We start from the raw sequence: 26,304 nt of genomic DNA, 5'->3' as shown, positions 1-26,304 counted from the left end.
GCGGCGCAAGCGCCTTATCCAGCCTACGAACAGCCAGCGCTGTCGTAGGCCTGATAAGCGAAGCGCCATCAGGCAGCAAAGATTAAATCGCTTTCGCCATTTTCAGATTGCAGGGACTCATTTGCCAGTTGAATGTCCCCTTGCCGCTTTCATCAAGCGTAACGTTGGCAATTGCGGACGTCGTGAACATCGGCGGCGTTTCGCCCGGACAAAGCTCAGATACCAGGTATCCGACCAGAGGTAAGTGAGAGATCACCAGCACCGATCCGACCTCTTCATTGGCCAGCGCCTGAAGGTAAGCGCTAACCAGACCGACATCGCCACAGGGCGTTAGCTCCGGCAGGACATCCACCTGAGCCGGCAGATTCATACAATCGCCGACCACATCTAACGTCTGTTCGGCCCGAAGAAACGGACTCACCAGAACACGTTCGATATCCACTTTTTGACCTTTCAGCCAGTTCGCCATCAGGCGAGACTCGTCACACCCACAAGAGGTCAAGGGACGAACCGAATCACTGGCGGCATCGAGGGCTGCGTCGCCGTGACGCATGATAAAAACTTGCATATTGCACCGCTTTTGTTAACCAGTTTCACCAACACGCTTACCACATGCCCCTATTGGCTGCGGCAAAAATGCGGTGGCCGGCATTGTGCCTTATCCATTCACCGAATGAAACGCTGTTTTTTACCTCAATGGCGTAAGTATAGTCAATCCTTGATTATTATTTCGCCACTAAGGAGGCATTCAGTGCGGATTCATATTCTCTTTGACCTCAATTTCCCTGGTCAGTTTCCCCATTCGTCCAGAAATGCTCCCTGCGCTCCGCCATGCGCACTAATTGTTCACAAGGCGCGTAACGAGGACCGTAAAGTGCCACCAGGCGCTGTAATGTCGCCACCATTTCACCCGGCCCGAGAGCATCCATATAGCGGAACGGGCCACCGAGAAACGGCGGAAAACCGATACCAAACACGGCGCCAATATCGCCATCGCGCGCGCTGCGAATCACTTTTTCGTCGAAACAGCGCGCCGCTTCGTTAAGCATTAACATGACACAGCGCTCTGCCACCTGCTGCGCAGACAGTCGACTCTGCCCTTGCACGCCAATAAGCTTATAAATAGCAGGGTCAACCTGTTTTTTGCTTTTACGCCCTTTTTCGCCATAAAGATAGAAACCGCGACCATTTTTTCTACCTTTGCGATCGTCATTCAAAATTGAAGCGACAACATTTGCAGGCGCGCTAAAACGTTCTCCATACGCCGCCTCAAGCACAGGAATAATTTTAGTGCCCGTGTCGATTCCTACCTCATCCAAAAGTTGGATTGGCCCCACCGGAAAACCAAATTTTACCAGGGCGGCGTCAATATGTTCGACGCGTTCGCCTTCAGTCAGCATCCGAATCGCCTCATTGATATATGGCGCAAGAATTCGGTTAACATAAAACCCGGCTTTATCACTGACGACTATCGGGGTTTTACCCTGTTTTTTCGCCAGCTTAACGGTCGTGGCGATGGTCTGCGCGGAAGTAGACGCGTGAGGAATGACCTCAACCAGCGGCATTTTTTCGACCGGGCTAAAAAAGTGCAATCCAATCACCTGTTCCGGTCTGGCCGCATTCGCCGCAATATCGCCAATCGGCAGGGAAGAAGTATTGGAGGCAAAAATGGTGTGAGCAGCGCAATTTTGCTCCACTTCCGCCACCATCTGTTGTTTTAACGGCAGATCTTCAAACACCGCTTCAATGACCAGATCACGATGACTGAAACCACGGTAATCGGTCGAACCTGATATCAATGCCAACTGTTTATCGCGTTCGCTGGCTTTGATATGGCGGCGGCGTACTTTTGTTTCAAGCAGATCCCAGCTGTACTTCAGAGCATGATTGATTCCCTGAGTATTTATATCCTTAATTCGTACTGGCAAGCCGCCTTTACAGGCCGTAACCCAGGCGATACCGCCGCCCATTAACCCGCCGCCTAAGATGCCCACGCTGTTCAGCGGGCCGGGCGGCGCATCACTACCGGGATCTTTTTTCACCTCGGTACTGGCAAAGAAAATAGCGCGCAGCGCCTGCGATTGCGGCGTCATCGCCAGCTCGCCGAAAGCGCGCGCTTCCGCGTCATAGCCGCTACTGCTGCCCTGCGCCAGTCCGGTTTCAATCACATCAATGATCCGCTCCGTCGCCGGATAATTACCCTGCGTTTTTTGCGCCGTCTTTTTACGCACCAGGCGAAATAACAGCGCGCCCCCCAGCGGCCCCGCCAGGATACGTTCACGGACCGGTAAAGTCCGCTGCGCCAGGCGTTCTTTTTTAGCCAGCTCGACAGCCGCTTCCAGTAAAATAGTTTGCGGCACCACATCATCAACCAGCCCGGCTTTAAGCGCCTGTCTGGCGCGAAGCTGTTTACCTGTCAGGATCATATCCAGCGCGGTACTGACCCCCACCAGCCGCGGAAGACGCTGCGTTCCGCCCGATCCCGGTAAAAGCCCTAACTGTACCTCCGGCAGTCCGAGAACGGTTTTAACGTCATCGGTACAGATACGCCGATGGCAGGCCAGCGCCATTTCAAGGCCGCCCCCCAGACAGGCGCCATGAATGGCAGCGATAACCGGAACAGGCAACGCCTGAATCTCCGCCATCAGTTGTTGCCCCTGACGCGCCAGCGTTTCCGCTTCCTGCGCGTTTTGGCAGTGACCTATCATGTTGATATCAGCGCCAGCAATAAAGTTATCTGCTTTGGCTGAGATAAAAACAACGCCCTGCAACGCTTTATTTTCCCGGATCTGCTTCAGGATGGCGCGTACCTGCGCGGCAAACTCCGCTTTCAGGGTGTTCACCTTTTCTCCAGGGACATCAATAGCGACAACCGCGACATTATCCAGACGCACGTTAAGCATAAAAGCAGATGTGGTAGTCATTATTCCGCCTCCAGAACCATCGCCGCGCCAAGACCGCCAGCTGCGCAGGCCGTGACCAGGCCAAAACCTCCGCCCCGACGCCGTAATTCATGCAACGTTTGGGTTATCATCCGCGCGCCCGTTGCGGCAAAAGGATGCCCGTAGGCGATTGAGCCGCCGAGCACGTTGAATTTAGCGTCATCCACCTCCCCTGTCGCCTGCGCACGACCAAGCACCTCACGGGCAAATCGTTCGCTGCCCAGCAGTTGTAAGTTCGCCAGAGTCTGAGCGGCAAACGCTTCATGCATGTCAAAAAGCGTCAGATCGGCCATCGTCAACCCGGCCCGCTCCAGCGCCAGCGGCGTTGACCAGGCCGGCCCCAATAGCATGTCCTGCCAGACATCAATAGCGGTAAAGGCGTAGCTGCGCAGATAACCAAGCGGGTGCAGCCCCAGCTCTTTAGCGCGGGATTCGGTCATCAGAATAACGGCGGCAGCGCCGTCGGTCAGCGGTGTACTATTGGCGGCGGTCACGGAGCCATGTTTTCTGTCAAAAGCGGGACGCAGTTTAGCGTAGTCCGCCAGCGTGGAGGTGCCGCGAATGTTGTTGTCTTCTGCAAAGGGGTTTTTATACGGCGGCACATAGGTCGTCATCACTTCTTCCGCCAGTTTGCCCTCCGCCCATGCCTGCGCGGCGCGCTGATGTGAACGATGCGCCAGCGCGTCCTGCTGTTCACGCGTAATACCATACGTTTTCGCCATCTGTTCGGCGGTATCGCCCATGCGCAGACCGGTGGAATACTCAGCAACGGCGGGAGGAACGGGCAACAGGTCGCGTAAGCGCAGACGAGAAAAAAGCGTCAGCCGTTGGCGGGTCGTCCGGGCTTTATTGACATCAACCAGTACCCGCGCCAGGGCTTTACTCACGCCTATTGGCAGTACCGACGACGAATCTGCGCCGCCAGCGATACCCGCGCGTATCGTGCCGGCCATCAGGCTTTCCGCCACATTCGCTACCGCCTGAAAACTGGTGGCGCAGGCGCGGCTTACGCTATAGGCATCGGTATGAACATTCATTCCCGTACCCAGCACAATTTCGCGCGCAATGTTGGGCGCTTCCGGCATTTGTACTACCTGACCAAAAACCAGTTGCTCAATGGCATCGGCTGGAATTTCACTGCGCGCCAGCAGCTCGCCTACCACCATCTTGCCGAGATCAACAGCGGGAATACCATGAAATGCAGTGGCCTGACGAGCGAAGGGGGTTCGTAACCCACTGACAATAGCAATGCGATCGCCCTGACGGGTGACCAACGGTAAAGCCTGACGCATAGTACTCCCCTGTAAAAAAATAAATTAGTGGTCTGACCTGATCACAGTCTTAACCAATTTTTTACATTTAGCCAAGCAGAGAGAAAAGAAAGTGGGAGCTAAGGCACAGTGAAGGGAAGCGACAAAAAAAGAAAACGCCTCCGCCAGATGATGACGGAGGCGTCGTGAATGAACGGATTAACGCAGGCCGAGCTGGAAGATCAGCGTTTCTGCTTCGCAGGCGAAAACAAAATCAATATCCAGACGAACGCCTTCGGATTCCTCGGTAAAGGTTGGCGTAATTTGGCAAGGTTCAGACTCCACGCTACGCGCTTTTTCGGTTAACGCCGCCAGCGTCTCTTCAGCCTCTGCGCGGGTAGCGAATACGCGGCTGTATGACGCGGTGCAATCGGAGTTGTCCATGATGGTTCCAACGTCCATACAGCAGCAAACCGGGGTTTCATCAGCACTGCATTTACTCATTGTAGATTTCCTCTGTATTTGCACCCAGGGTGCCAGATAAACGATGGGGATATTTTACGCTCCCGGCATTCGCCTCTCCAGTCGTTAATGGTGGGAAACGCGTTAAGTGACCGAAATCACACTTAAAAATGATCTAAAACAAAAATCGCGCGATCGGGAGACCGTTAAGCCCGCCGATTTTGCCAGCCAGATCTCGTTTCTAAGATCACAATTGAAAAAACTTATAAACATACTTGCAACATTCTAGCTGGTCAGACCTATACTCTCGCCACTGGTCTGATTTCTAAGTCGTACCGCAGACCCTACACTTCGCGCTCCTGTTACAGCATGTAACATAGTTTGTATAAAAATAATCAATGAGGTTATGGTCATGAGCCAGAAAACCCTGTTTACAAAGTCTGCTCTCGCAGTCGCAGTGGCAATCATCTCCACCCAGGCCTGGTCTGCAGGCTTTCAGTTAAACGAATTTTCTTCCTCTGGCCTTGGCCGGGCCTATTCGGGTGAAGGCGCAATCGCAGATGATGCGGGTAACGTTAGCCGCAACCCGGCGTTAATTACCATGTTTGACCGCCCGACGTTTTCAGCGGGCGCGGTTTATATTGATCCTGATGTTAATATTAGCGGGACATCGCCATCTCGTCGGACGTTAGATGCGGATAACATCGCGCCGACGGCCTGGGTGCCGAACGTCCATTTTGTCGCCCCGATTAACGATCAGTTTGGCTGGGGGGCTTCTATTACCTCTAACTATGGTCTGGCGACAGAGTTTAACGACACATACGCCGGCGGCTCGGTTGGCGGTACGACCGATCTTGAAACCATGAACCTGAATTTAAGCGGCGCTTATCGCTTAAATGAGGCCTGGAGCTTCGGCCTCGGCTTTGATGCGGTATACGCGCGTGCAAAAATCGAACGTTTTGCGGGCGATTTAGGCCAGTTGGTCGCGGCACAGAATCCGGCGCTGGCGCCGGTCGCGGGTCAGATTCCCAGCGACACCAAGATTGCCCACCTGAACGGTAATCAGTGGGGCTTTGGCTGGAATGCCGGTATCCTTTATGAACTGGATAAAAATAACCGCTACGCGCTGACCTACCGCTCGGAAGTCAAAATTGACTTTAAAGGCAACTACAGTAGCGATCTTCCCATCGCTATAAACCGCTTTAACCTGCCTATCCCAACGGCAACCGGCGGCGCGACGCAGTCAGGCTACCTGACGCTGAATCTGCCGGAAATGTGGGAAGTGTCCGGTTATAACCGTGTGGCGCCACAGTGGGCCATCCACTATAGCCTGGCCTATACCAGCTGGAGCCAGTTCCAGGAATTGAAGGCAAAATCGACCGCTGGCGATACGCTCTTTGAGAAGCATGAAGGCTTTAAAGACGCTTATCGCATTGCGTTGGGCACCACCTATTACTACGATGACAACTGGACGTTCCGTACCGGTATCGCCTTCGATGACAGCCCGGTACCAGCGCAAAACCGTTCTATCTCTATTCCGGACCAGGACCGTTTCTGGCTGAGCGCCGGTACGACTTACGCCTTTAATAAAGATGCGTCTGTCGACGTTGGCGTCTCTTATATGCATGGTCAGAGCGTGAAAATTAATGAAGGCCCTTATCAGTTTGAATCTGAAGGGAAAGCCTGGCTGTTCGGTACTAACTTTAACTACGCGTTCTAATCTCTTTCTGAGACGGATCAAAAAGGTGAGCATTGCGCTCACCTTTTTATTTACTGCCGTTTATTCCGAGTCGATCTCTTTGAGTTCGTCCTGAATCGCCTGCGCGTTCGGGTTTTCCTGCGGCTTGAGTTTTCCGCCATTGGCGATAAAGTCATGACGCTGGAAGTACGCCTCGCGCACCATAATATAAGGATCGGAAGACTGGCGCAGCAAACCATCGGAGTCCAGCAACTGCGCGCGGGTTTCTATCCCTTCGATAGTCCATTTTCCTATGGACATTGGCCAGGTCAACCACGAGAGCACCGGATACAAGGTATCCGCCATATCCCCGCCATCTTCACGCAGCGTGAAGCTGCCGTAGAACGGAAGTTGCATATAAGGCCCATACCCCACGCCATAATGGCCCAGCGTACTGCCAAAGCGATGCGGTTCAACGCGCTGCAGCTTAGGATTCGCCATTCCCGCGACGTCAATAAAGCCGCCCATCCCTAATAAGGTGTTCAGGAAGAAACGGGTGAAATGCACCATACCCTGATAAGGATCGCCCTGCAGGAAATAGTTCACCATGATCGCCGGTTCTTCGAGGTTGCCGGTGAAATTACTTAAACCGTTACGCGCAGGCTGTGGAACATAATCACGCCAGGCGACCGCGACCGGCCGAACAACATACGGGTCCAGCACATTAAAGTTGAAGTTGTACATGGTGCGGTTAAACCCTTCAAATGGGTCTGAACGCCCCTGCTGTTCTGTACCGGAACTCGCACACCCGACCAGCAGTGTGGTTCCCAGCGCCAGCGCCGACAGGCGAAGCTTCATAGATGTCTCCCTGTGAATTATGGCTATCGCTGATTGCCATCCATGACGGAACGCTACCGTATCCGCCTGTTTAGGTGTGAGCGATTTTAACAGCACGTCAAACGATGTCTATATGCGCGATCTCATTGCTTTGAGCATAGCCTGGTAACGCAACAACGTGACGGCCCTATTCTAACGAAACAGATAAAAACGAGCGTGATCATTTTTATTTTTTCGGAGAATGCCCCGGCCTGGGTAAATGAAAAACCGCTACGCTTTATTAATATGTGTTAATCAGCAGGGATCATCATGGATAGCCTTAACGACGATAAAATTAACCGGCACAGCAGTGACCTGGAAGTTGAAAGCGAAGAAAAACAAAGCGGTAAAGAGATTGAAGTGGATGAAAATCGTCTTCCTTCCCGCGCCATGGCGATTCATGAACATATTCGCCAGGATGGTGAAAAAGAGATGGAACGCGATGCGATGGCTTTGCTCTGGTCAGCCATTGCCGCAGGACTTTCTATGGGGGCATCACTCCTGGCGAAAGGGATTTTTCACGTGCAGCTTGAAGGCGTTCCCGGCGGCTTTTTACTGGAAAATCTCGGCTATACCTTTGGTTTTATCATTGTCATCATGGCCCGCCAGCAATTATTTACTGAAAATACCGTTACCGCCGTATTGCCGGTAATGCAAAATCCCACTCTGAGTAACGTTGGCCTGCTGATGCGCTTATGGGGCGTAGTCTTATTGGGCAACCTTATTGGCACCGGGGTTGCGGCGTGGGCATTTGAATATATGCCTATATTTGATGAAGAGACCCGCGACGCCTTTGTCAAAATTGGTATGGAGGTCATGAAAAATAGCCCAACGGAGATGTTTGCCAACGCGATTATCTCTGGCTGGATCATCGCCACAATGGTATGGATGTTTCCTGCAGCAGGCGGGGCAAAGATTGTGGTCATTATTTTGATGACCTGGCTTATCGCGCTGGGCGATACCACCCATATTGTCGTCGGTTCCGTTGAAATTTTGTATTTGGTTTTCAACGGCACGCTGCCCTGGAGCGACTTTCTCTGGCCCTTCGCCCTTCCCACACTTGCCGGAAATATCTGCGGCGGCACTTTTATTTTCGCATTAATGAGCCACGCGCAGATCCGCAACGATATGAGCAATAAACGTAAGGAAGAAGCGAGGCTACGCGGCGAGCGCCTGGAACGGGAGCGGAAAAAAGCGGAAAAACAGCGCTGAGTGGCGACGGTTTAACCAGTCAGGCGGCGCTACACTTACTCCGGCGAATAAAAAACGCTATACTGGCGCCGCGTTGTCCCCTTAGTTAAATGGATATAACGAGCCCCTCCTAAGGGCTAGTTGCAGGTTCGATTCCTGCAGGGGACACCATGACCTCTTTTACCCACCTCTCACAAATCTCAGCAAACCCACACCACACAAGGCGTTGCAGCGTCTTTGATGTCTTATGATTTCCAGCGAATAGTGCCTATAAACATAACGAAAAACATCCCTTTAAAGTACCCTCTCGCTGTTAGAACTTAACCAAAAGTTAGCACCTTCACTTTCCGACAGATATAGGCCCAGAACTTCTTTTTTGCCTTCCAGATTCAGTGCCAGAACGGTATAAACCGCCTTGCTCTGATAACGGCCATCCTCACGGTTTTTATAATGAATAGCGTCTAGCCAGACGACGGGATAAATCTTCTCCAGCGGGCGCTGTTGCCACTGTTTTAGTTCAGGGAGGACTTTATCGGTACTGCACTGACGGTGGCGGTTGAAACGCTGAAGGCATCAAGATCTTCACTCTCCCGGCCGATGTCCTGATAACTCATCTCCAGCGCAAACAGTCGAATGATATTGCGCTCGATCTCGTCGTACAGGGGGGTCCGAAGCTTCTTCACCAGTTATGGCTCAAAAGTGCCGTTACGATTGCGCGGAGTTGCCAGTTCAAAACTGCCTGTTGGGGCTTTAATGGCTTTTTGCCGGAACCATTTTTACGGTTTGCCTCAACATCCTGAGCCAGATGGGAGTCAAGTTCAGCAGACAGGGTAGACTCGGTTAAATACTTGATTAATGGCGTTAAGATGCCATCTTTGCCCGTTAATGCCTGGCCGGACCTGAAGGGCTTTAAGTGCTTTGTCGAAATCGAAGGGGTGGGACATGCGCCATTCTTTTTATTTTATGTTACTAAAATTATACAGAATTTTTAACGCTCCCCCTCTCCCCAGCACTTCCACCCTTTCAAGTACCTCTCCCTGAAAAAACATGCAAAGCCTTGTAAGACGATGCAAAGCTTTACATGTCCCGTTTTTATTCCAAGACGTTTGGAAATCAGCAATACCAATTGATCGATAACATCGATCAATATATCAAAACTCAATAGCTTAAAACTATTAAAAATACAATTATTGATCGCTTATATCGATCAAAGCAATTTGTAGGGCACTGTTGCAAAGTTAGCGATGAGGCAGCCTTTTGTCTTATTCAAAGGCCTTACATTTCAAAAACTCTGCTTACCAGGCGCATTTCGCCCAGGGGATCACCATAATAAAATGCTGAGGCCTGGCCTTTGCGTAGTGCACGCATCACCTCAATACCTTTGATGGTGGCGTAAGCCGTCTTCATGGATTTAAATCCCAGCGTGGCGCCGATTATCCGTTTCAGTTTGCCATGATCGCATTCAATCACGTTGTTCCGGTACTTAATCTGTCGGTGTTCAACGTCAGACGGGCACCGGCCTTCGCGTTTGAGCAGAGCAAGCGCGCGACCATAGGCGGGCGCTTTATCCGTGTTGATGAATCGCGGGATCTGCCACTTCTTCACGTTGTTGAGGATTTTACCCAGAAACCGGTATGCAGCTTTGCTGTTACGACGGGAGGAGAGATAAAAATCGACAGTGCGGCCCCGGCTGTCGACGGCCCGGTACAGATACGCCCAGCGGCCATTGACCTTCACGTAGGTTTCATCCATGTGCCACGGGCAAAGATCGGAAGGGTTACGCCAGTACCAGCGCAGCCGTTTTTCCATTTCAGGCGCATAACGCTGAACCCAGCGGTAAATCGTGGAGTGATCGACATTCACTCCGCGTTCAGCCAGCATCTCCTGCAGCTCACGGTAACTGATGCCGTATTTGCAGTACCAGCGTACGGCCCACAGAATGATGTCACGCTGAAAATGCCGGCCTTTGAATGGGTTCATGTGCAGCTCCATCAGCAAAAGGGGATGATAAGTTTATCACCACCGACTATTTGCAACAGTGCCTGATAGCGAATAGTCGCCTGGTCTATCTTTTTCATTTCCGATATCTGCCCAAAGGTTGAAGCAGTCCCACAAAGAGTATATGGAAAGTAACTTTCTGAATTGAAGTTTATAACATCTGGATGAGGTCCCCCTCTACTGTTCCTTGCCACATCTTAACGCCAAACTCGCCAGATCTATATGAGGTAAACACAATATCACCGGACATGCCATACGTTCAGCAAAAAGTCGTCATCGGCCGGTTATGACCGATGACATCCTGATGTGGTCTAGAAGCGGTACTGCAACCCCGCGGTAACCGTATAGTTATTATTAGCTATACCTGCGGCATCGCCACCAAAATACGCCGTATCACCGCTGGTTTTATCTATGATTTGCGTACCGCCCTTACCTTCTTCATATTTACTGTAAGCGAACTCAGCAAAGATTTTTGCATTATTGGTAATATAATATCCGGCGTCAATAGAAGCGCCATAATATCGTGAATTTTCCGTTTTTTCACGGAAGGTAAGTTTGCGCATGTAGTGTTCGTCATTATCATGCGCATTTACCCAGTCGCTGTATTTAAACAGTACATTACACTCAAAGTCATTAATACGATAATCACCCGCCAGCCCGATATAGGGCATTTCGAAACGCTGGCTATAACCTATGCCGCGCACGCCATGAGGAAAATTACCAATATATCGACCATTATCATAAATATAAGACCCGCCTCTTGCCGTCCAGCTAAAACGGGTTTCCTGATAGCCCGCTGTCACGCCCGCCTTGTAGTTATCGCCCTGCAATAACCAACCTTTCACATTCAAATCGTATTCATTAGCATAGTTGGCGCTGGTGTCCGGATGAATTGAACGATCGGTCCAGCCTGGCTGCTCACTGCTCATCCAGTCATGGTCAACCATATGACCCGATCCCGACGCCAAAGACGTCCAGCCGCGGGCGTCCAGCGTCATGAACGAATAGGGTTCCCATGATAAATCCCCCTGTAACGTGGCGACATTTTTTATTTTCCAGTCCAGTTGACTCAGCTTCCGCCCGGTGTCGGTATCATAAACCAGCTCCCTGGATTTACCATTTAACACACCCACAGAAAGGGATGTCGTGACGCTATCAGGAGAGACGTCCGGAATAAATAAGGTAGACTCCGCATAAACCGACTCAGAAAATACGGCGATCATCATTACTGCAATAGCATGTTTTTTCATTTCTCTTGTCCTCATATTCAGATGTAATCTGGAGAGGTGATGAAGTTTTCATCTTGTCAAATCGTCGGACAAGAGTACATTTATTACGCCAGAGAACTTGACGCATTTTTACCTTATATTGAAGTTAAGAAATAGAATTTGATGCTCAGGTGAATAATAAGCAATCTATAATCATGATGGAATGATTTACCATTACGGTGATGCGACGTTATCTGGCTAACGACATCGTTGCTGATGTTGTCAGCCAGATTGAAAGTAACTGTAATATCAGAATTTATAATGCTCTTTACTTAGACCATATTTTTTCATGCGCAGATAAAGTTTTTTACGGGGAATTTGCAGGTACTCCGCCACTTCATTAATTCGTCCCTGATGAATATTTAATGCTTCGGTAATAATTTGTCGCTCATACTCTTCAACGCGCCGGTCAAGCGGGGTCGGCTCCTGCAGAAGCAACTGCGGGTTGACCGTTTCCGCCAGCGGCAGCACGCCAACAGCAAAAAGCTCTGCCGCATTAGCCAGTTCGCGCACATTGCTTGGCCAGGCGCGTCGCATTATTCCTTTCAGTAATTCCCCCGCTATTTCCGGCACTGGATGATTGAGTCGCAGGCAGGCTTTTCGAAGATAATGGCGAAATAACGGCTCGATATCATCCGGTCGCTGAGAAAGAGACTGGCAGGCGATTTGGGTCATGGCGAAACAGTAGTAAAGCTCGGCCGCAATCTGGTTAGCTGCCGCCTGCTCCACCAGCGAAGCGCTGCCAACGCCCACCAAACGAAAAGGCCGATGCTCCAGGCTTTGTAAACGCGCCAGATGGTGCTGCTGTTCGCGTGTCAGATATTCGGGATGACTCAACACCAGCGTGCCTCCTTGCGCCTGGTCGATGAATGTCTCCAACTGCCCGGCATTCTCCGGCGTCAGTTCATAGCGTACAAACGGCCCTTTCGCGTTACGCCCCAGTTGATGGAGATAACGGGCGCCAGTCATACGTCCAGTGCCATGCTCACCGTAAAACCATACGGCAATGTCCGTTTCCGCCAGTTGTTGTAACCGTTGTCGAAACTGATTCATCCACTCGCTGCGCCCAATCAATTCAACCTGTAACGTCTGCTGGCAATATTGCCGCCGTGCAATGACCGACCGACGCTGGCGTAGCGCGTCTTCAATTAATATCAACAGTTTGCCCGGATCGACGGGTTTTTGCAGAAAATCCCAGGCGCCCTTTTTCACCGCATCAACCGCCATCGGTACATCGCCATGTCCGGTAATCAATAAGATTGGCAGTTGATCGTCATCCTGATGAAACAGCGTCATAAGATCGATACCGGAACACCCCGGCATACATACATCGCTCAAAACGATCCCCTCCCAATCCGCTTTTACCCACTCTTTGGCCTCGAAAGGATGGGTAAAGCCACGCACGCGGTAGCCTGCCTGCTCAAGCATTTGGGTATAGGCGTCAAGTACATCAACGTCATCATCAATCAGCAAAATAGAACATTCATCATTCAACATCATCGACATCCGTTACCGAGAATTGCAGCACCACGCAAGCGTTATGCGTTAGCGTCGACGCCAGACGCAGGTCGCCCTTCATTTGCGCCATCAGCGACACGCTAATCGACAGCCCAATACCCAACCCGACAGCTTTACTAGTGGTAAACGGCTTGAGTAAAGAGGGCAACAGCGCCCCAGGCCAGCCAGGGCCGTTATCTGCAATATAAACCTCCAGCGCCTCTCCCTGCGTCTGCCATGTCACCGCGATCGCCGCATCATGCGAACAGGCGTCAAGCGCATTCGCCAGCACATTCACCAGAACCTGCTGAATACGCACTTCATCGCCGCTAACCCATACGGTGTCGGTTGGCAGTGAAAGCGCTCCCTGCCGGGATTGGTGGCGCATGGCTAATAACTCCCATGCCGCCACGAAGGTTTGGCGCAGATCAACGGGATACAATGGCGTTTCCAGCTCCGCCCGGCGGGTAAACTGCCGCAGCGAACGAATAATGGCGTCAATCCGGTTAATGAGCCCTTCCGCTTTGGTGAGCGTATTTCTCGCCTGTCCGCTCTGACCTTGTTCAATCGCGCGTCCCGCCGTAAATAAATACATTGAAAGCGCATTCAGCGGCTGGTTAATTTCATGCGCCAGCGTGGTCATGGTCTGGCCGACTACCGCCAGTTTCGCCGTCTGAATCAACTCATCCTGCATGGCGCGCAGGTCGGCTTCTATCTCTTTGCGCTCGGCGACCTCTTGTTCAAGCTGCCTGCGTTGCATATTGAGCTGGCCCAGCGTATGACGTAGCAAACGGGCTATCCGTCCTAGCTCATCGCGCCCGTAAACCGGGATAGTCGAGTCGGTTCTCCCCAGCCCTATCTGTACCACAGCCTGATTAAGCGCGGTAAAACGCTTTACCAGCCGGGAACGGATAAAATAGTGGTTGAGTCCCCAGGCCAGCAGCAACGCCAGGAGCGTCGCCACTAAAATAAGCCCGCCGCTAACGCGAACAATCTGTTCCAGGCGTTGATTGAACGTCTGCATTTGCTGGTGACTACTACCTAACTGCGCCTCAAGCAGCGTGCGAAAGCGCCCTAGCGTAGCCTCTCTGGCGCGGCTGGCGTCCAGTAAGGCTTTTTGCGCCGCAACATAATCGCGCATGGTATCGGGCATCTTATTTTTTACCATCCCGATTTCCAATAGTTCGTCGATGGTTTGCCGCAGCGTGATCGTACTGGGCCAGTCATCGAGCGCACGAATATTCTCATCCGCCGTTTTTTTTAGGTTTTCCAGATAGCGAATATGGGTCTCCACCAGCATCCCGTCATTATTGCCGGACTTGAGCTCATTCAATCTGTCGCGCAGGTCGTCAACAATCTGATTTTCAATTCGCGCCAGGGTATATACCTGCTGCTGCTCGTTCTGCACCTCGCGCGAACGTTGCAAATACTGCGCTGCATCGCCCTGATTCGCCTCAATTTGATCGAGTAGCGTCCCTTGCTGCCAGGTAAAATCCTGTACCAGCGAATTTAGCTCCGTGGTGAAATCATCATGGAGCCAGTCGATGCGAGCGGAAAGCTCACTGACTTTCTCCCGCACCAAAAACATGTTGTAGAGGGCGTTGTCCAGCTCCGCCAGCAAGGTCCGGCTATCCTGTAAAATGACGGCCAGTTGCCGGCGCTCAGCAAGCTGAAGCCCCTGACTGAGACGCTCAATCTTATCCAGATGCTGAATAATCTGCGTACGTAACTGCAAACGTACCGTCGTGTTCGGCGCCAGCAAAAATTCATTGAGTTGATCCACGGCCAGATTCAGGTTCCCCTCAATTAAAAAAGCGGAGTGGATGCGAGGAAAATATTCATCAAGCGAATAGCGAACCTGCGAACTTTGCTCATGCCAGGAATAAAGGCTGACCATACTGACAATCAGCGTCAGTAATGCGCCAGTTAAAAATGCGCCCCGTAAACTGTTGCTGATACTGAGCTGACGAAGCCGTTGCAATAATCTCCCCTTCATTTCAGCTCTTCCAGTTTGTGAATCGCCAGCCGCTGATTGTTCAGAAACCAGATCTGCCACTCCATCATTTTTTGTTCGGCAAAGCTTTTATTATCAAACTGCGCCAGCCAGGTTTCATCTTCGCTGCTTGCCGCATCCACCGGGACGCTGGTCAATAAGGCTCTGATTTCAGGTAAGGGGCGTTTAAGCCGCGTTTCTGCGCTGTGCAACGCTCGCCATGCATCTTTAAGCTGCGCAAGTCGAAAACTGATCGCGGTATCAAACATGCGTTGTACCAGTTGCTGACGCTTCAGGATCAGACGATAGTTCAACGGCGGCTGGGCCATCAAACGCTGTTGTTGCGCGGCGCGAGGATTATCGGCGCTAAGCGGTGCGACGGGATACTTACCGGTATTCGCGTCAGCCAGTATCCTTTGCCCTTTCGGACTTAATAAGTAATGAATAAAAGCACGCGCTTCATCTGCATGACGGCTGTTTTTCAACACCGCGACGTAAGTGGGCGACACCGCAGAATACGGGAAATAGGTAAAAGCAAGATTAGGATCGTTAAGTAGCAAATTAGCATAGTTATCAATGACCGGCCCGGCAACGCCAAGCCCGCTTTTGATTTTATCCGCTACGCCGAAACTGCGAGAGGAAATCGTGACCAAATTACCCGAGATTGCCAGCAGCGTCGCCCATCCTGCCGTCCAGCCTTTTTGCTGCAACAGCGACTCCACCATCAAATGATTGGTGTCTGAACGTGACGGACTGCTCATTAATAGAGCGCCCTGGTAACTGGGCAGGCCCATATCCTGCCAGTCGGCAGGCGGCGGAAGATGGCGCGCAGCGAGCGCTGAACGATTGATCAATAGCCCAAATCCGGATACCGCTACCGCCACTGAAGTTGAGCGGATAGAACGCGGCACCAGCTTCTGGCTGGCGGCAGGCGCGCTATCCAATAGCGCCAGCTTTTGGTGCTCCTGAAGGTGTTGCAACAGCATGGGGGATGACGTCAGGATCAGATCGACATTTTCCGCATTCGCCGTATCAAGTAATTGCTCTAAAGAACCGCTGGTACGGTTGAGCGTACGAATCATGACGGAACCCGGCTCCGTCTGCCAGCGCTGGATAATCCAGGCGGTCGCGCTGGGTGAAAAGGTCGTTGCCATCACCAGCTCGCGGCTGTACGCCTGGCAAGAACCGAACATTGCCGCCAGCCATAGCGTAAAAGCGCCCACTCTGGCGAAACGACTACAGCATGAGAAAAGTCGATTTGTGATCCCGTTCATAAATATCGATATCACATAAAGAAAATATTGAGACAAAACTTACCCTTTTATTTCTGTTGGCATCCAGAACAACGTTATTTGAATAATAACGGGTCCGTCGCCCGAAAACATCAATAAAGCGTATCAGATCACTGGCAGCAAATTTGTTAATATCCGCACATGCTAACGATAAAACGGCCATGTCAATAATTAAAGTTTCACCACACCCTTCAGAATGGGTCAAAAACAACCTTTAAATTCACCCAATTGAGTCAATTTTGACACATTTCTTCGACTTGAATTTTATTGTCACTCCTTTCACTCTACCGACAAAACCTCCTGATGTTCATCTCACTATAAAATACAGGTGACTCCATGTTAACAATATTAAAAACAGGGCAATCGGCGCATAAAGTCCCACCGGAAAAAGTCCAGGCTACGTATGGTCGATATCGTATACAGGCATTGTTAAGCGTATTTCTGGGGTATCTCGCTTACTATATAGTCAGAAACAATTTCACATTATCGACGCCTTATTTAAAAGAGCAATTGGATCTCAGCGCTACGCAAATCGGCCTGCTGAGTAGCTGTATGCTTATTGCTTACGGAATCAGTAAAGGCGTAATGAGCAGTCTGGCGGATAAAGCCAGCCCAAAAGTCTTCATGGCGTGCGGTCTGGTACTCTGCGCGATTGTTAACGTTGGGCTGGGATTCAGTAGCGCATTCTGGATATTTGCCGCTCTGGTGGTCTTCAATGGCCTTTTTCAGGGCATGGGCGTCGGCCCCTCGTTTATTACTATTGCAAACTGGTTCCCTCGTCGGGAACGCGGACGCGTAGGCGCCTTCTGGAATATCTCGCATAACGTTGGCGGCGGGATCGTCGCGCCTATCGTCGGTGCGGCTTTTGCGATATTGGGCAGCGAACACTGGCAAAGCGCCAGTTATATCGTTCCGGCCTGCGTCGCCGTCATTTTTGCCTTAATTGTTCTGGTCTTGGGAAAAGGTTCGCCGCGCGAAGAAGGTCTTCCCTCCCTGGAACAGATGATGCCGGAAGAAAAAGTCGTACTGAAAACGAAGAATACGGCAAAAGCGCCGGAAAATATGAGCGCATGGCAAATTTTCTGTACTTATGTGCTGCGCAATAAAAATGCCTGGTATATTTCGCTGGTGGATGTCTTCGTCTATATGGTGCGGTTTGGCATGATTAGCTGGTTGCCTATCTATCTGTTGACAGTAAAACACTTTTCAAAAGAACAGATGAGCGTCGCGTTTCTCTTTTTCGAGTGGGCGGCAATTCCCTCTACGCTACTGGCAGGCTGGCTGTCAGATAAACTGTTTAAGGGCCGCAGAATGCCGTTAGCCATGATTTGCATGGCGCTGATTTTTGTCTGTCTGATCGGATACTGGAAAAGTGAATCTTTGCTGATGGTAACGATTTTCGCCGCCATTGTAGGTTGTCTGATTTACGTCCCGCAATTCCTCGCGTCCGTACAGACAATGGAGATAGTCCCCAGCTTTGCCGTAGGTTCCGCCGTCGGTTTACGTGGGTTCATGAGCTATATTTTCGGCGCCTCGTTGGGCACCAGCCTGTTTGGCGTCATGGTGGATAAACTGGGCTGGTACGGCGGATTTTATCTTCTGATGGGCGGCATCGTGTGCTGCATTCTATTCTGTTACCTCTCCCATCGCGGCGCGCTGGAACTGGAACGCCAGCGCCAGAATGCGTTACATAATCAGGACTCACTGCAGCTTGCGGACGCGCAATAAACGATTAGCCTTCCCGGGGAACAGAAGCGCCGATATTATCGGCGCTATCTATTCACTGACATCGTGTATACCCAAGATAATTCGAGTTGCTTAAAGGCGGCAAGGGAGTGAGTCCCCTGGAGCATAGATAACGATGTGACTGGGGTGAGCGACGTCCCGTCAGGGCGAGGCCCATGAATGGGCCGAGTAATCCATAGCCAACACATCAGCAACTTGAAGTATGAAGGGTATGTACTGACTAACGCTTACCGTATCCCACCATAAAGCGAATAATTAACCCACATGCCGGTGCGAGAAAAAGCAATAATCCGCTAACGATGTCATCGCCATCCTGCAGCCATACATTGAGTAAATAAATCAGCGCGGCAAGGATAACCATTCCCGTAAAAGAAGAAACCGCAGAAAAAGCCCCCATCACCTGACCGATATAGCCACTCACGGCAAGTATACTTATTGCAAGAAATGTCCATAAATAGATCATCTATAATACCTCCTGTCTATGGCAAGGCTTCCATATAGCCTTACGGTCCCTCTCACTTCTCCTTTAAGATAAACCTTATCAGCCCTTCATTTCCATAACATTTATCTCACATTTTATTTTTCTAATCATTTTTCAATAACCTTCGTCTGAAATAAAATTATTACTGTAAAAACAATGCATTAAAAATAATGATTAGCTTATTTTTGCTACGGGAGAAATATTTACGCTTCTTGATAAAGAATTTCTGGGCGCGAGTAAATAACTGGTGGTACATTAACCTGCCTGGCGTTCATGCCCTCGTGGTTTAGTACTGACTTAGTTTTACACTCCTTACGGGAACCATTGTCGTACATGATGGCCTAACTATACGTAAATCATTCAAGTTACCCTGATGAGCTTACTCAAGTAAGTGCTTCGGATAAGCGAACGCAACTTGAAGGATGATGCGTATTTCAGAGTGTACCGCTGCGGATAATGACTCTTCTGCGATACATTATTTTCGTATCTACAGAAGGTATTTTATGTTTCCTCAAAGCAAATTTTCACGCGCGTTTTTGCACCCGCGCTACTGGCTGACGTGGTTTGGCGTTGGCGTCCTCTGGTTACTGGTGCAGCTTCCCTACCCGGTTTTGCGTTTTCTGGGCACCCGCACCGGTAAGCTGGCGCGCCCCTTCCTGAAGCGACGTGAGTCGATCGCCCAGAAAAATATTGAACTCTGTTTTCCGACCCTCTCCCGGGAAGAAAGGGAAAAACTGATCGCCGAGAATTTCCACTCTCTTGGCATGGCGCTGCTTGAAACGGGCATGGCCTGGTTCTGGCCTGATAGCCGGGTTCGCAAATGGTTTGATGTGGACGGGCTGGACAACCTTACCCGTGCGCAGGCGCAAAATCGCGGCGTAATGGTCGTTGGCGTGCATTTTATGTCGCTGGAATTGGGAGGCCGGGTAATGGGTCTCTGCCAGCCGATGATGGCGACCTATCGTCCGCATAACAATCCGCTCATGGAGTGGGTGCAGACGCGCGGTCGTATGCGCTCAAATAAAGCGATGATCGGCAGAAACAATCTGCGCGGCATTGTGGGCGCGCTAAAAAAAGGGGAAGCCGTTTGGTTTGCTCCCGACCAGGACTACGGCCCTAAAGGCAGCTCCTTTGCGCCATTTTTCGCGGTTGAAAACGTCGCCACCACCAACGGCACCTATGTACTGTCCAGGCTGTCCGGCGCCGCCATGTTGACCGTTACAATGGTAAGGAAATCCGATAACTCGGGTTATCGTCTGTATATTACCCCTGAAATGGAAGGTTACCCGGCAGATGAAAATCAAGCCGCTGCCTATATGAATAAAATTATTGAGAAAGAGATCATGCGCGCCCCGGAGCAATATCTCTGGATCCATCGCCGTTTCAAAACTCGCCCGTTGGGGGAAGCGTCACTCTACATCTGAAAAAGGCCGCAAGGCCTTTTATTTTGTCATTTCACACCGCCATAATATTCATATCATAAATAACTCATTCTTGCTTTTAGCGATAAGTCTCCTGTTTACAGGCGGTTTTTTACTGTGTCGGCGGCGTCGCTCAATGGCGATTTATCACTGTCAGAAATTAAACTGTCGCCGATCCCCGACACTTGTAAGTTACTAAAAGTAAATAAGAAAATGCCTCTTGTTTCACCTCATTTTTAGGCGTACATTAGCGCCGTCTGGAGCGATGACGCGCAGAATTCTGAGGTGATGCAGGCGGTCGAAACACGAATAATTCTCAATTTCGTATTGTCCGGCATCAAATCTCTATAATCAGGTAAGTGTAAGTTCATTTAGGCGTACGACAGGTACGCGGAGAGATGAAACGTGAAATATTTCTTTATGGGCATTTCATTTATGGTCATCGTTTGGGCCGGTACTTTCGCCCTGATGATTTAAAAGTACAATGCAAAGAAAAACAGGAGCCATGGGGCTCCTGTTTGCTTTTCTACTCCGTGCTCGCTTCAACGGGTTTCGGATGTGACGGCAGCACGCCATCGGCGCGGAACATCGCTTTAATCCCTCTGACGGCCTGGCGAATGCGATCGCGATTCTCTATTAATGCAAAGCGTACATGGGTGTCGCCATAGTCACCAAAGCCTATCCCTGGAGAAACGCAAACCTTCGCCTCATTCAGCAGCTTCTTGGCAAACTCAAGTGACCCCATCGCCGCATATTGCTCCGGGATTTTCGCCCAGACGTACATTGAGGCTTTCGGCATTTCAACCATCCAGCCCGCCTCATGCAGTCCCTTCACCAGCACATCGCGACGACGTTTATACTGCTCGGCAATATCGCGCACGCACTGCTGATCGCCTTCCAGAGCGGCGATAGCCGCCACCTGAAGCGGGGTAAAGGTGCCATAATCGTGATAACTTTTAATGCGCGCCAGCGCGCTGACCAGGGTTTTATTGCCCACCATAAACCCAATACGCCAGCCCGCCATATTATAGCTTTTCGACAGCGTGAAAAATTCGACCGCCACGTCGCGCGCGCCGGGCACCTGCATAATGGATGGCGCTTTCCAGCCGTCGTACACAATATCGGCATACGCCAGATCGTGCACTACCAGCACATCATAACGTTTAGCCAGAGCGACCACTTTTTCAAAAAATTCCAGTTCGACGCACTGAGCCGTAGGGTTAGACGGAAAACCCAAAATCATCATTTTCGGTTTCGGATAACTTTCGCGAATAGCGCGCTCCAGCTCGTTGAAGAAATCCACCCCCTCGACCAATGGAACCGAACGCACCTGCGCCCCGGCGATAACGGCGCCATAGATATGAATCGGGTAACTGGGGTTCGGCACCAGTACCGTATCGCCATGATCCAGCGTCGCCAGCATTAAATGCGCCAGTCCCTCTTTGGAACCGATGGTCACAATCGCTTCGGTTTCCGGATCGATATCGACATCATAACGTTCCTGATACCAGTGAGAAATCGCGCGGCGTAAACGCGGTATGCCGCGGGACGTGGAATAACCGTGCGTATCCGGACGCTGCGCGACGGTGCAAAGTTTTTCGACAATGTGGGGAGGGGTTGCGCCATCAGGATTACCCATACTGAAATCAATAATATCTTCGCCGCGCCGACGCGCAGCCATTTTGAGTTCAGCGGTGATGTTAAAAACATAGGGCGGAAGGCGATCGATGCGCGTAAAGCGACGTTCAGGGCGGGAGTCAGCCATAATATCCTCAGATTAACGTTAGCGCCCGGACCGTCCGAGCGACGCTGCCACGATGGTGGCTCCTTTAGAAAATAGCCTGAAAATTTTCTTCCTGTCGAGAGGCTAATGAAAATATTTTTTAGCGACGAAAAAGAGGAACAACCGTAAAAATTTACTTTTTAAGCGTGTCAGTTATAGCACCAAATAAATCATATCATTAACAAATTGATATCATTGAATTTACCTAACGCGGTACGGCCGACGATAATTTCCTGTCAATAGACCTTATCTCAAATAATCCCCTTTTGATTTTGTGGTTTTTCCTCTTTAATCAAAAGCCTTACTAACGATAATGGTATTCGATCATGTCATATTGCGGTATTTTTCAGGGATATTTCCCCGAAAATAAGGAGCCTTTCCGGCAAGCTGCCGCGATGAAAGCGTAAATAAGGCAGCGAACCGGATACGTACAGTAAAATAAATCCCTGTTTTCGCCTGAGTAATCACCATGACGTGATGACTCAACGCGCTGGTGTTTGACCTTTCGCTCAGCAAGAGTAAAGTGAAATAATTCAGTCAGTTGAAGTATTCATGCACAGGAAAGGCTGACTAGTCCTGATATAGGTTGACAGTTTTTTGTCTGTAAAACGCCTGATGAACATCATCGGGCGTTTTGTATTTCAGGGCCAGGTGTGGCCGTTCATGGTTATAAATTGCCACGGACTCTTTTACTATTTCCCGCGCTTGCTCCAGGTCTGCAGGACGCGAGAGTAAAAACTCATTTTTCAGTATCCCGTTTATTCTCTCAGCCAGCGCATTCTGGTAGCAGTCGTAACCATCGGTCATTGAACAGGTTATTCCGTTTCGCTCATGAACTGACTGATAAAGTACCGAACAGTATTGCAGTCCTCTGTCAGAGTGATGTACCAGCGGACCTGTCGTTTTTCTCCGCCTCAGAGCCTGCCTGAACGCCTTTACCACATTTTCTGTCTGCAGGTTTTCCCCGACATGGTAACCCACGATTTTTCTGGAGCAGGCATCGGTGACCAGACTCAGACAGGCCGTGCCGCTGCGTAGTGGAAGGTAAGTAATATCGGCGACCCAGACCTGCTCTGGCTCAAGGGCGGTAACCTGTTCAGGGCCGGGTTTCAGCAGATTAGGATGCCGGTAAAAGCGATGATGGCTGTTGGTGGTTTTGTGATATGCCCGTTTCACGGGTACCAGGAGCCGGTATTCACCCAGCAGATTAAACAGACGGTCCCGTCCGATATTCAGCGTTTTATCGGCCTGCATGTTCAGCAGATAGTGCAGTTTACGCGTACCGATTCGCGGCTGGCGGCACCGGGTACGGGCAACAAAATCAAGAACCTGAGCATGATGCTCCTGCCGTTTATTACATCTTGTATTGTACTGGTACCACGCCTGTCTGCTGTGCCCCAGGAACTGACATGCACGCGTAACTGTTATTTTGGGGGCCTGACTTTGCGTGAGGACTTGCCGGGCCGCTTTTTTACAACACTTACCCCGTAATCATTTTTCAGGACGTTGATAACGGACTCAAAAAACTCAGCTTTCTGGTTTGCCAGCTCAAGCTGTTCTTCAAGTTCCCTGATTCTTTGCTCGGGTGTCAGCGGGATAGTTGTCTGAGCCACAGGCAGTTTCCTCTTCACCAGGTCAGGAAGTCCGGGTCTCCAGTCAAGCCGGCCATATTTACGCAGCCAGACAAGTACGGTGGAGCGCCCCTGAATGCCATATCGCTGCTGGGCCTGTTTATAGGTCATCTCGCCTTTTTCGACCTGCTCAACGACGGCTATTTTAAAGGATAGAGGATAATCGCGTTGGGTGCGTTTGAACTCAGTCATCATCACGTTCTCCGGATTTAAGTCTGGAACGTGTCAACGCTATTCAGGACAGGTCAGGCAATGAAAAAACCGCGTGAGGCACGCGGTTTGAGACTGACAAGAGAATGTTTCATTGCCTGATGACGCTACGCTTATCAGGCCTACAGATGACACGCTTTTGTAGGCCGGATAAGGCGTTTATGCCGCCGTCTGACTTATAGAATATGGCCTAATGTCTGGCGCAGATGCGCGCCGGAACCTAACAAGCCAGGATTATCATGGACAATCAGATAGACCGGAATACCGTGTACATAATCTTTAAAGCGGCCTTTATCTTCAAAGCCACCACGGAAGCCGGACGCTTTAAAAAATTCCAGGAAGCGCGGGACAATACCGCCAGCGATATAAACGCCGCCAAATGTCCCCATGGTTAACGCCAGATCGCCGCCAAATCGCCCCATGATGACGCAAAAGAGCGACAACGCGCGGCGACAATCGATACAGCTATCCGCCAGGGCGCGTTCGGTAATATCTTTCGGGCGCAGATTTTCCGGCAGACGGTTGTCGGACTTAACAATCGCCCGGTAAAGATTCACCAGCCCCGGGCCAGACAGCACGCGCTCGGCGGAAACGTGGCCAATTTCGGCGCGCAATATTTCCAGAATCATAGCTTCTTCTTCGCTATTAGGCGCAAAATCGACATGCCCGCCTTCGCCCGGAAGGCTAATCCAACGCTTATCCACATGCACCAGATGTGCCACGCCCAAGCCGGTTCCCGCGCCATACACCGCAATAGGTTTGCCGTCTACCGGTTCGCCGCCGCCGAACTGAATTAAATGCTCTTTTTTCAGCATCGGGATCGCCATCGACACGGCGGTGAAATCGTTGATGATTTCCAGATGGCTAAAGCCGAGATTTTTTTTCATTTCCGCAATAGAAAAAGCCCAGGTATGGTTAGTCATCGCTACCCAGTCACCGGTAATCGGGCAGGCTATGGCGATACAACCATCTTCCACGCTGACGCTATGCTCATCGAGATAAACGCGCACCACGGCCTCAAGACTGGGATAATCCAGGCCGGAATACGTTTTGGCCTGCGAGATTTCTCCACTGGCGATATCACACAGGGCAAGACGCGCATTCGTGCCGCCTACATCTCCTACTAAAGCATACTTTGTCATTCTTCTACTGCTCCGCTAAAGTCAAAATAAGTCTTTGTCACACTGTAAATTCATGGGGGCATAACAACAACGGCCATCAGGCTGACTGCCTATAAATATAGATCTTCATCACAGAATTACTTTCTTGTTTCAGCACCAATTGCAGCAATGCCGTCGGGCAGGCTGTGCAAAATAGGTATACGACCCCGTGTAAGGAAGAGATTATGTTCCACCCGCGTGCCCGAACGATGCTGCTGCTGTCGCTCCCCGCGCTGATTATTGGCGTAGCGTCAAGCCTGGTTTTAATCGCTGCGATGAAAGTCGCGTCGGTTTTTCAGCAATTTCTTTGGCAACGACTGCCCACCAGCATCGGCATCGCTTATGATTCGCCGTTCTGGATAGTGGGTATGCTCACGCTAACCGGGATCGTGGTGGGTTTGATTATCCGTTACAGTCCCGGACACGCTGGCCCCGATCCGGCCATCGAACCGTTAATCAGTATGCCGGTCTCGCCATCTGCGCTACCCGGGCTGCTTCTCGCCTTAATCATCGGCCTTGCTGGTGGGGTAAGTTTGGGGCCAGAGCATCCGATAATGACAATAAATATCGCGCTGGCGGCGGCTTTCGGCTCCCGCCTGTTTCCGCGTATCACGGCGTTAGACTGGACGATTCTGGCCTCAGCGGGCACCATCGGCGCGCTGTTCGGCACGCCCGTCGCCGCAGCGCTGATTTTTTCGCAAACACTTAGCGGCTCTAACGATATTCCCATGTGGGATCGCCTGTTTGCGCCGTTAATGGCGGCAGCGGCGGGGTCACTCACCACCAGTCTGTTCTTTCATCCGCATTTTTCGTTACCCATCGCCCATTACACGCAGATGCGGCTGGTGGACATTGCCAGCGGAGCGATCGTCGCGGCGATCGCCATTGCCGCCGGGATGGTCGCCGTCTGGTGCCTTCCGCGTCTGCATGAGTTGTTGCATCGCCTGAAAAATCCGGTCCTGATTCTCGGCATTGGCGGTTTTATACTGGGTATTCTGGGCGTCATTGGCGGGCCGCTTACCCTGTTTAAAGGCCTGGACGAAATGCAACAAATGGCGTTTAGCCAGACGTTGGGCGCGGGAGATTATTTTACCTTAGCCGTCGTCAAACTCGCCGCGCTGGTCATCGCGGCGGCGAGCGGCTTTCGCGGCGGGCGCATTTTTCCGGCTGTGTTTATCGGCGCGGCGCTGGGGCTCATGCTCCATGCCCATGTTGAGGCCGTACCCGCGGCGATTACCGTCTCCTGCGCGATTCTTGGCTTAGTGCTGGTAGTGACGCGCGACGGCTGGCTCAGTCTGTTTATGGCGGCAGTCGTCGTACCGGATACCAATCTGCTGCCGCTGCTCTGCATTGTGATGCTCCCCGCCTGGCTATTGCTGGCGGGAAAACCGTTGCTGGCCGCCAACCGTCACGAACCCTAATCCG

At 51.1% G+C, this 26,304-nt stretch carries 21 protein-coding genes, 1 tRNA gene and 1 pseudogene; 7 read left to right on the top strand and 16 right to left on the bottom strand.

Annotated elements, in window-relative coordinates:
• Positions 1-82 precede the first annotated feature (82 nt).
• From sixA to HU143_RS07225, 4 genes are all read right to left on the bottom strand, one after another.
• Positions 83-568 carry a phosphohistidine phosphatase SixA gene (gene sixA, locus HU143_RS07240; protein ID WP_023226604.1) on the bottom strand — a complete coding sequence of 162 codons (486 nt, stop codon included), beginning with the start codon at positions 566-568 and terminating at the stop codon, positions 83-85.
• A 208-nt stretch (positions 569-776) separates the two neighbouring features.
• On the bottom strand, positions 777-2,924 hold the full coding sequence (gene fadJ / locus HU143_RS07235; RefSeq protein ID WP_023226603.1) for a fatty acid oxidation complex subunit alpha FadJ: 2,148 nt from the start codon (positions 2,922-2,924) through the stop codon (positions 777-779).
• Positions 2,924-4,234 (bottom strand): acetyl-CoA C-acyltransferase FadI, encoded by a 1,311-nt coding sequence (fadI, locus tag HU143_RS07230; protein ID WP_001248130.1) that lies wholly within the window; start codon positions 4,232-4,234, stop codon positions 2,924-2,926. Before fadI ends, fadJ begins: the two co-directional genes overlap by 1 nt.
• Before the next feature lie 177 nt (positions 4,235-4,411).
• Positions 4,412-4,696 carry a YfcZ/YiiS family protein gene (locus tag HU143_RS07225; RefSeq protein WP_000030904.1) on the bottom strand — a complete coding sequence of 95 codons (285 nt, stop codon included), beginning with the start codon at positions 4,694-4,696 and terminating at the stop codon, positions 4,412-4,414.
• 370 nt (positions 4,697-5,066) lie between these two features.
• On the opposite strand from HU143_RS07225, the gene fadL reads away from it, so the two are divergent.
• Positions 5,067-6,374, top strand: a complete 1,308-nt coding sequence (gene fadL / locus HU143_RS07220) for a long-chain fatty acid transporter FadL (RefSeq protein WP_001518618.1) — start codon at positions 5,067-5,069, stop codon at positions 6,372-6,374.
• A gap of 60 nt (positions 6,375-6,434) precedes the next feature.
• Here fadL and mlaA read toward each other — a convergent pair whose 3' ends face one another.
• Positions 6,435-7,190: a phospholipid-binding lipoprotein MlaA gene (gene mlaA / locus HU143_RS07215; RefSeq protein WP_000776787.1), complete on the bottom strand. Its 756-nt coding sequence runs from the start codon at positions 7,188-7,190 to the stop codon at positions 6,435-6,437.
• 288 nt (positions 7,191-7,478) lie between these two features.
• Between mlaA and HU143_RS07210 the strand changes: the two genes are divergently transcribed.
• Together HU143_RS07210 and HU143_RS07205 are read left to right on the top strand one after the other, a co-directional pair.
• A complete protein-coding gene (locus tag HU143_RS07210; protein ID WP_001590337.1) occupies positions 7,479-8,420 on the top strand; it encodes a formate/nitrite transporter family protein in 942 nt (313 codons plus the stop codon).
• A gap of 75 nt (positions 8,421-8,495) precedes the next feature.
• Positions 8,496-8,570 (top strand) — tRNA-Arg (locus HU143_RS07205).
• 147 nt (positions 8,571-8,717) lie between these two features.
• Here the strand turns inward: HU143_RS07205 and HU143_RS07200 are convergent.
• The 7 genes and pseudogenes from HU143_RS07200 to pgtC form a co-directional block, all read right to left on the bottom strand.
• A pseudogene (locus tag HU143_RS07200) lies at positions 8,718-9,343 on the bottom strand (IS256 family transposase); the annotation flags it as partial.
• Positions 9,344-9,674: 331 nt separating this feature from the next.
• The gene (locus tag HU143_RS07195; RefSeq protein ID WP_001067855.1) at positions 9,675-10,379 is read right to left on the bottom strand and encodes an IS6-like element IS26 family transposase; all 705 of its coding nucleotides are present in this window, start codon (positions 10,377-10,379) and stop codon (positions 9,675-9,677) included.
• Positions 10,380-10,415: 36 nt separating this feature from the next.
• Positions 10,416-10,514, bottom strand: a complete 99-nt coding sequence (locus HU143_RS24455; RefSeq protein WP_229038663.1) for a hypothetical protein — start codon at positions 10,512-10,514, stop codon at positions 10,416-10,418.
• A gap of 194 nt (positions 10,515-10,708) precedes the next feature.
• The gene (pgtE, locus tag HU143_RS07185) at positions 10,709-11,647 is read right to left on the bottom strand and encodes an omptin family outer membrane protease PgtE (RefSeq protein WP_023226598.1); all 939 of its coding nucleotides are present in this window, start codon (positions 11,645-11,647) and stop codon (positions 10,709-10,711) included.
• Between the two features lie 267 nt (positions 11,648-11,914).
• Entirely contained in the window at positions 11,915-13,162 is a 1,248-nt protein-coding gene (gene pgtA, locus HU143_RS07180; RefSeq protein WP_000930843.1) for a two-component system response regulator PgtA, read from the bottom strand.
• A complete protein-coding gene (gene pgtB, locus HU143_RS07175) occupies positions 13,152-15,158 on the bottom strand; it encodes a two-component system sensor histidine kinase PgtB (protein ID WP_051129189.1) in 2,007 nt (668 codons plus the stop codon). The genes pgtA and pgtB overlap by 11 nt, the downstream gene beginning before the upstream one ends.
• Positions 15,155-16,348: a phosphoglycerate transport regulator PgtC gene (gene pgtC / locus HU143_RS07170; protein WP_000467983.1), complete on the bottom strand. Its 1,194-nt coding sequence runs from the start codon at positions 16,346-16,348 to the stop codon at positions 15,155-15,157. Before pgtC ends, pgtB begins: the two co-directional genes overlap by 4 nt.
• Positions 16,349-16,783: 435 nt before the next feature.
• Between pgtC and pgtP the strand changes: the two genes are divergently transcribed.
• A complete protein-coding gene (pgtP, locus tag HU143_RS07165) occupies positions 16,784-18,175 on the top strand; it encodes a phosphoglycerate transporter PgtP (protein ID WP_000955747.1) in 1,392 nt (463 codons plus the stop codon).
• A gap of 238 nt (positions 18,176-18,413) precedes the next feature.
• Here pgtP and HU143_RS07160 read toward each other — a convergent pair whose 3' ends face one another.
• On the bottom strand, positions 18,414-18,656 hold the full coding sequence (locus HU143_RS07160) for a YfdY family protein (RefSeq protein WP_000639889.1): 243 nt from the start codon (positions 18,654-18,656) through the stop codon (positions 18,414-18,416).
• Positions 18,657-19,177: 521 nt separating this feature from the next.
• On the opposite strand from HU143_RS07160, the gene lpxP reads away from it, so the two are divergent.
• Together lpxP and ypdK are read left to right on the top strand one after the other, a co-directional pair.
• Entirely contained in the window at positions 19,178-20,098 is a 921-nt protein-coding gene (lpxP, locus tag HU143_RS07155) for a kdo(2)-lipid IV(A) palmitoleoyltransferase (RefSeq protein ID WP_000484431.1), read from the top strand.
• Positions 20,099-20,500: 402 nt separating this feature from the next.
• Entirely contained in the window at positions 20,501-20,572 is a 72-nt protein-coding gene (ypdK, locus tag HU143_RS07150) for a membrane protein YpdK (protein WP_010723117.1), read from the top strand.
• Between the two features lie 49 nt (positions 20,573-20,621).
• Here ypdK and alaC read toward each other — a convergent pair whose 3' ends face one another.
• From alaC to glk, 3 genes are all read right to left on the bottom strand, one after another.
• Entirely contained in the window at positions 20,622-21,860 is a 1,239-nt protein-coding gene (gene alaC, locus HU143_RS07145) for an alanine transaminase (protein ID WP_000785620.1), read from the bottom strand.
• A gap of 588 nt (positions 21,861-22,448) precedes the next feature.
• Positions 22,449-23,704, bottom strand: a protein-coding gene (locus tag HU143_RS07140) for an IS3-like element ISSen1 family transposase (RefSeq protein ID WP_085983316.1) whose coding sequence is annotated in 2 segments (ribosomal slippage) — positions 22,449-23,353 and positions 23,353-23,704 — 1,257 coding nt in all. Because the reading frame shifts where the segments join, the coding sequence is not laid out codon by codon here.
• 191 nt (positions 23,705-23,895) lie between these two features.
• Positions 23,896-24,861, bottom strand: a complete 966-nt coding sequence (glk, locus tag HU143_RS07135) for a glucokinase (RefSeq protein ID WP_000170380.1) — start codon at positions 24,859-24,861, stop codon at positions 23,896-23,898.
• A gap of 203 nt (positions 24,862-25,064) precedes the next feature.
• On the opposite strand from glk, the gene HU143_RS07130 reads away from it, so the two are divergent.
• On the top strand, positions 25,065-26,300 hold the full coding sequence (locus HU143_RS07130; protein ID WP_000468920.1) for an ion channel protein: 1,236 nt from the start codon (positions 25,065-25,067) through the stop codon (positions 26,298-26,300).
• The last annotated feature ends 4 nt before the right edge of the window (positions 26,301-26,304 follow it).

Origin of the sequence: Salmonella sp. SJTUF14076 (assembly GCF_015534835.1) — a bacterium.
Lineage (GTDB): Bacteria > Pseudomonadota > Gammaproteobacteria > Enterobacterales > Enterobacteriaceae > Salmonella > Salmonella enterica.
This window is presented reverse-complemented; position numbering and strand designations above follow the sequence as displayed.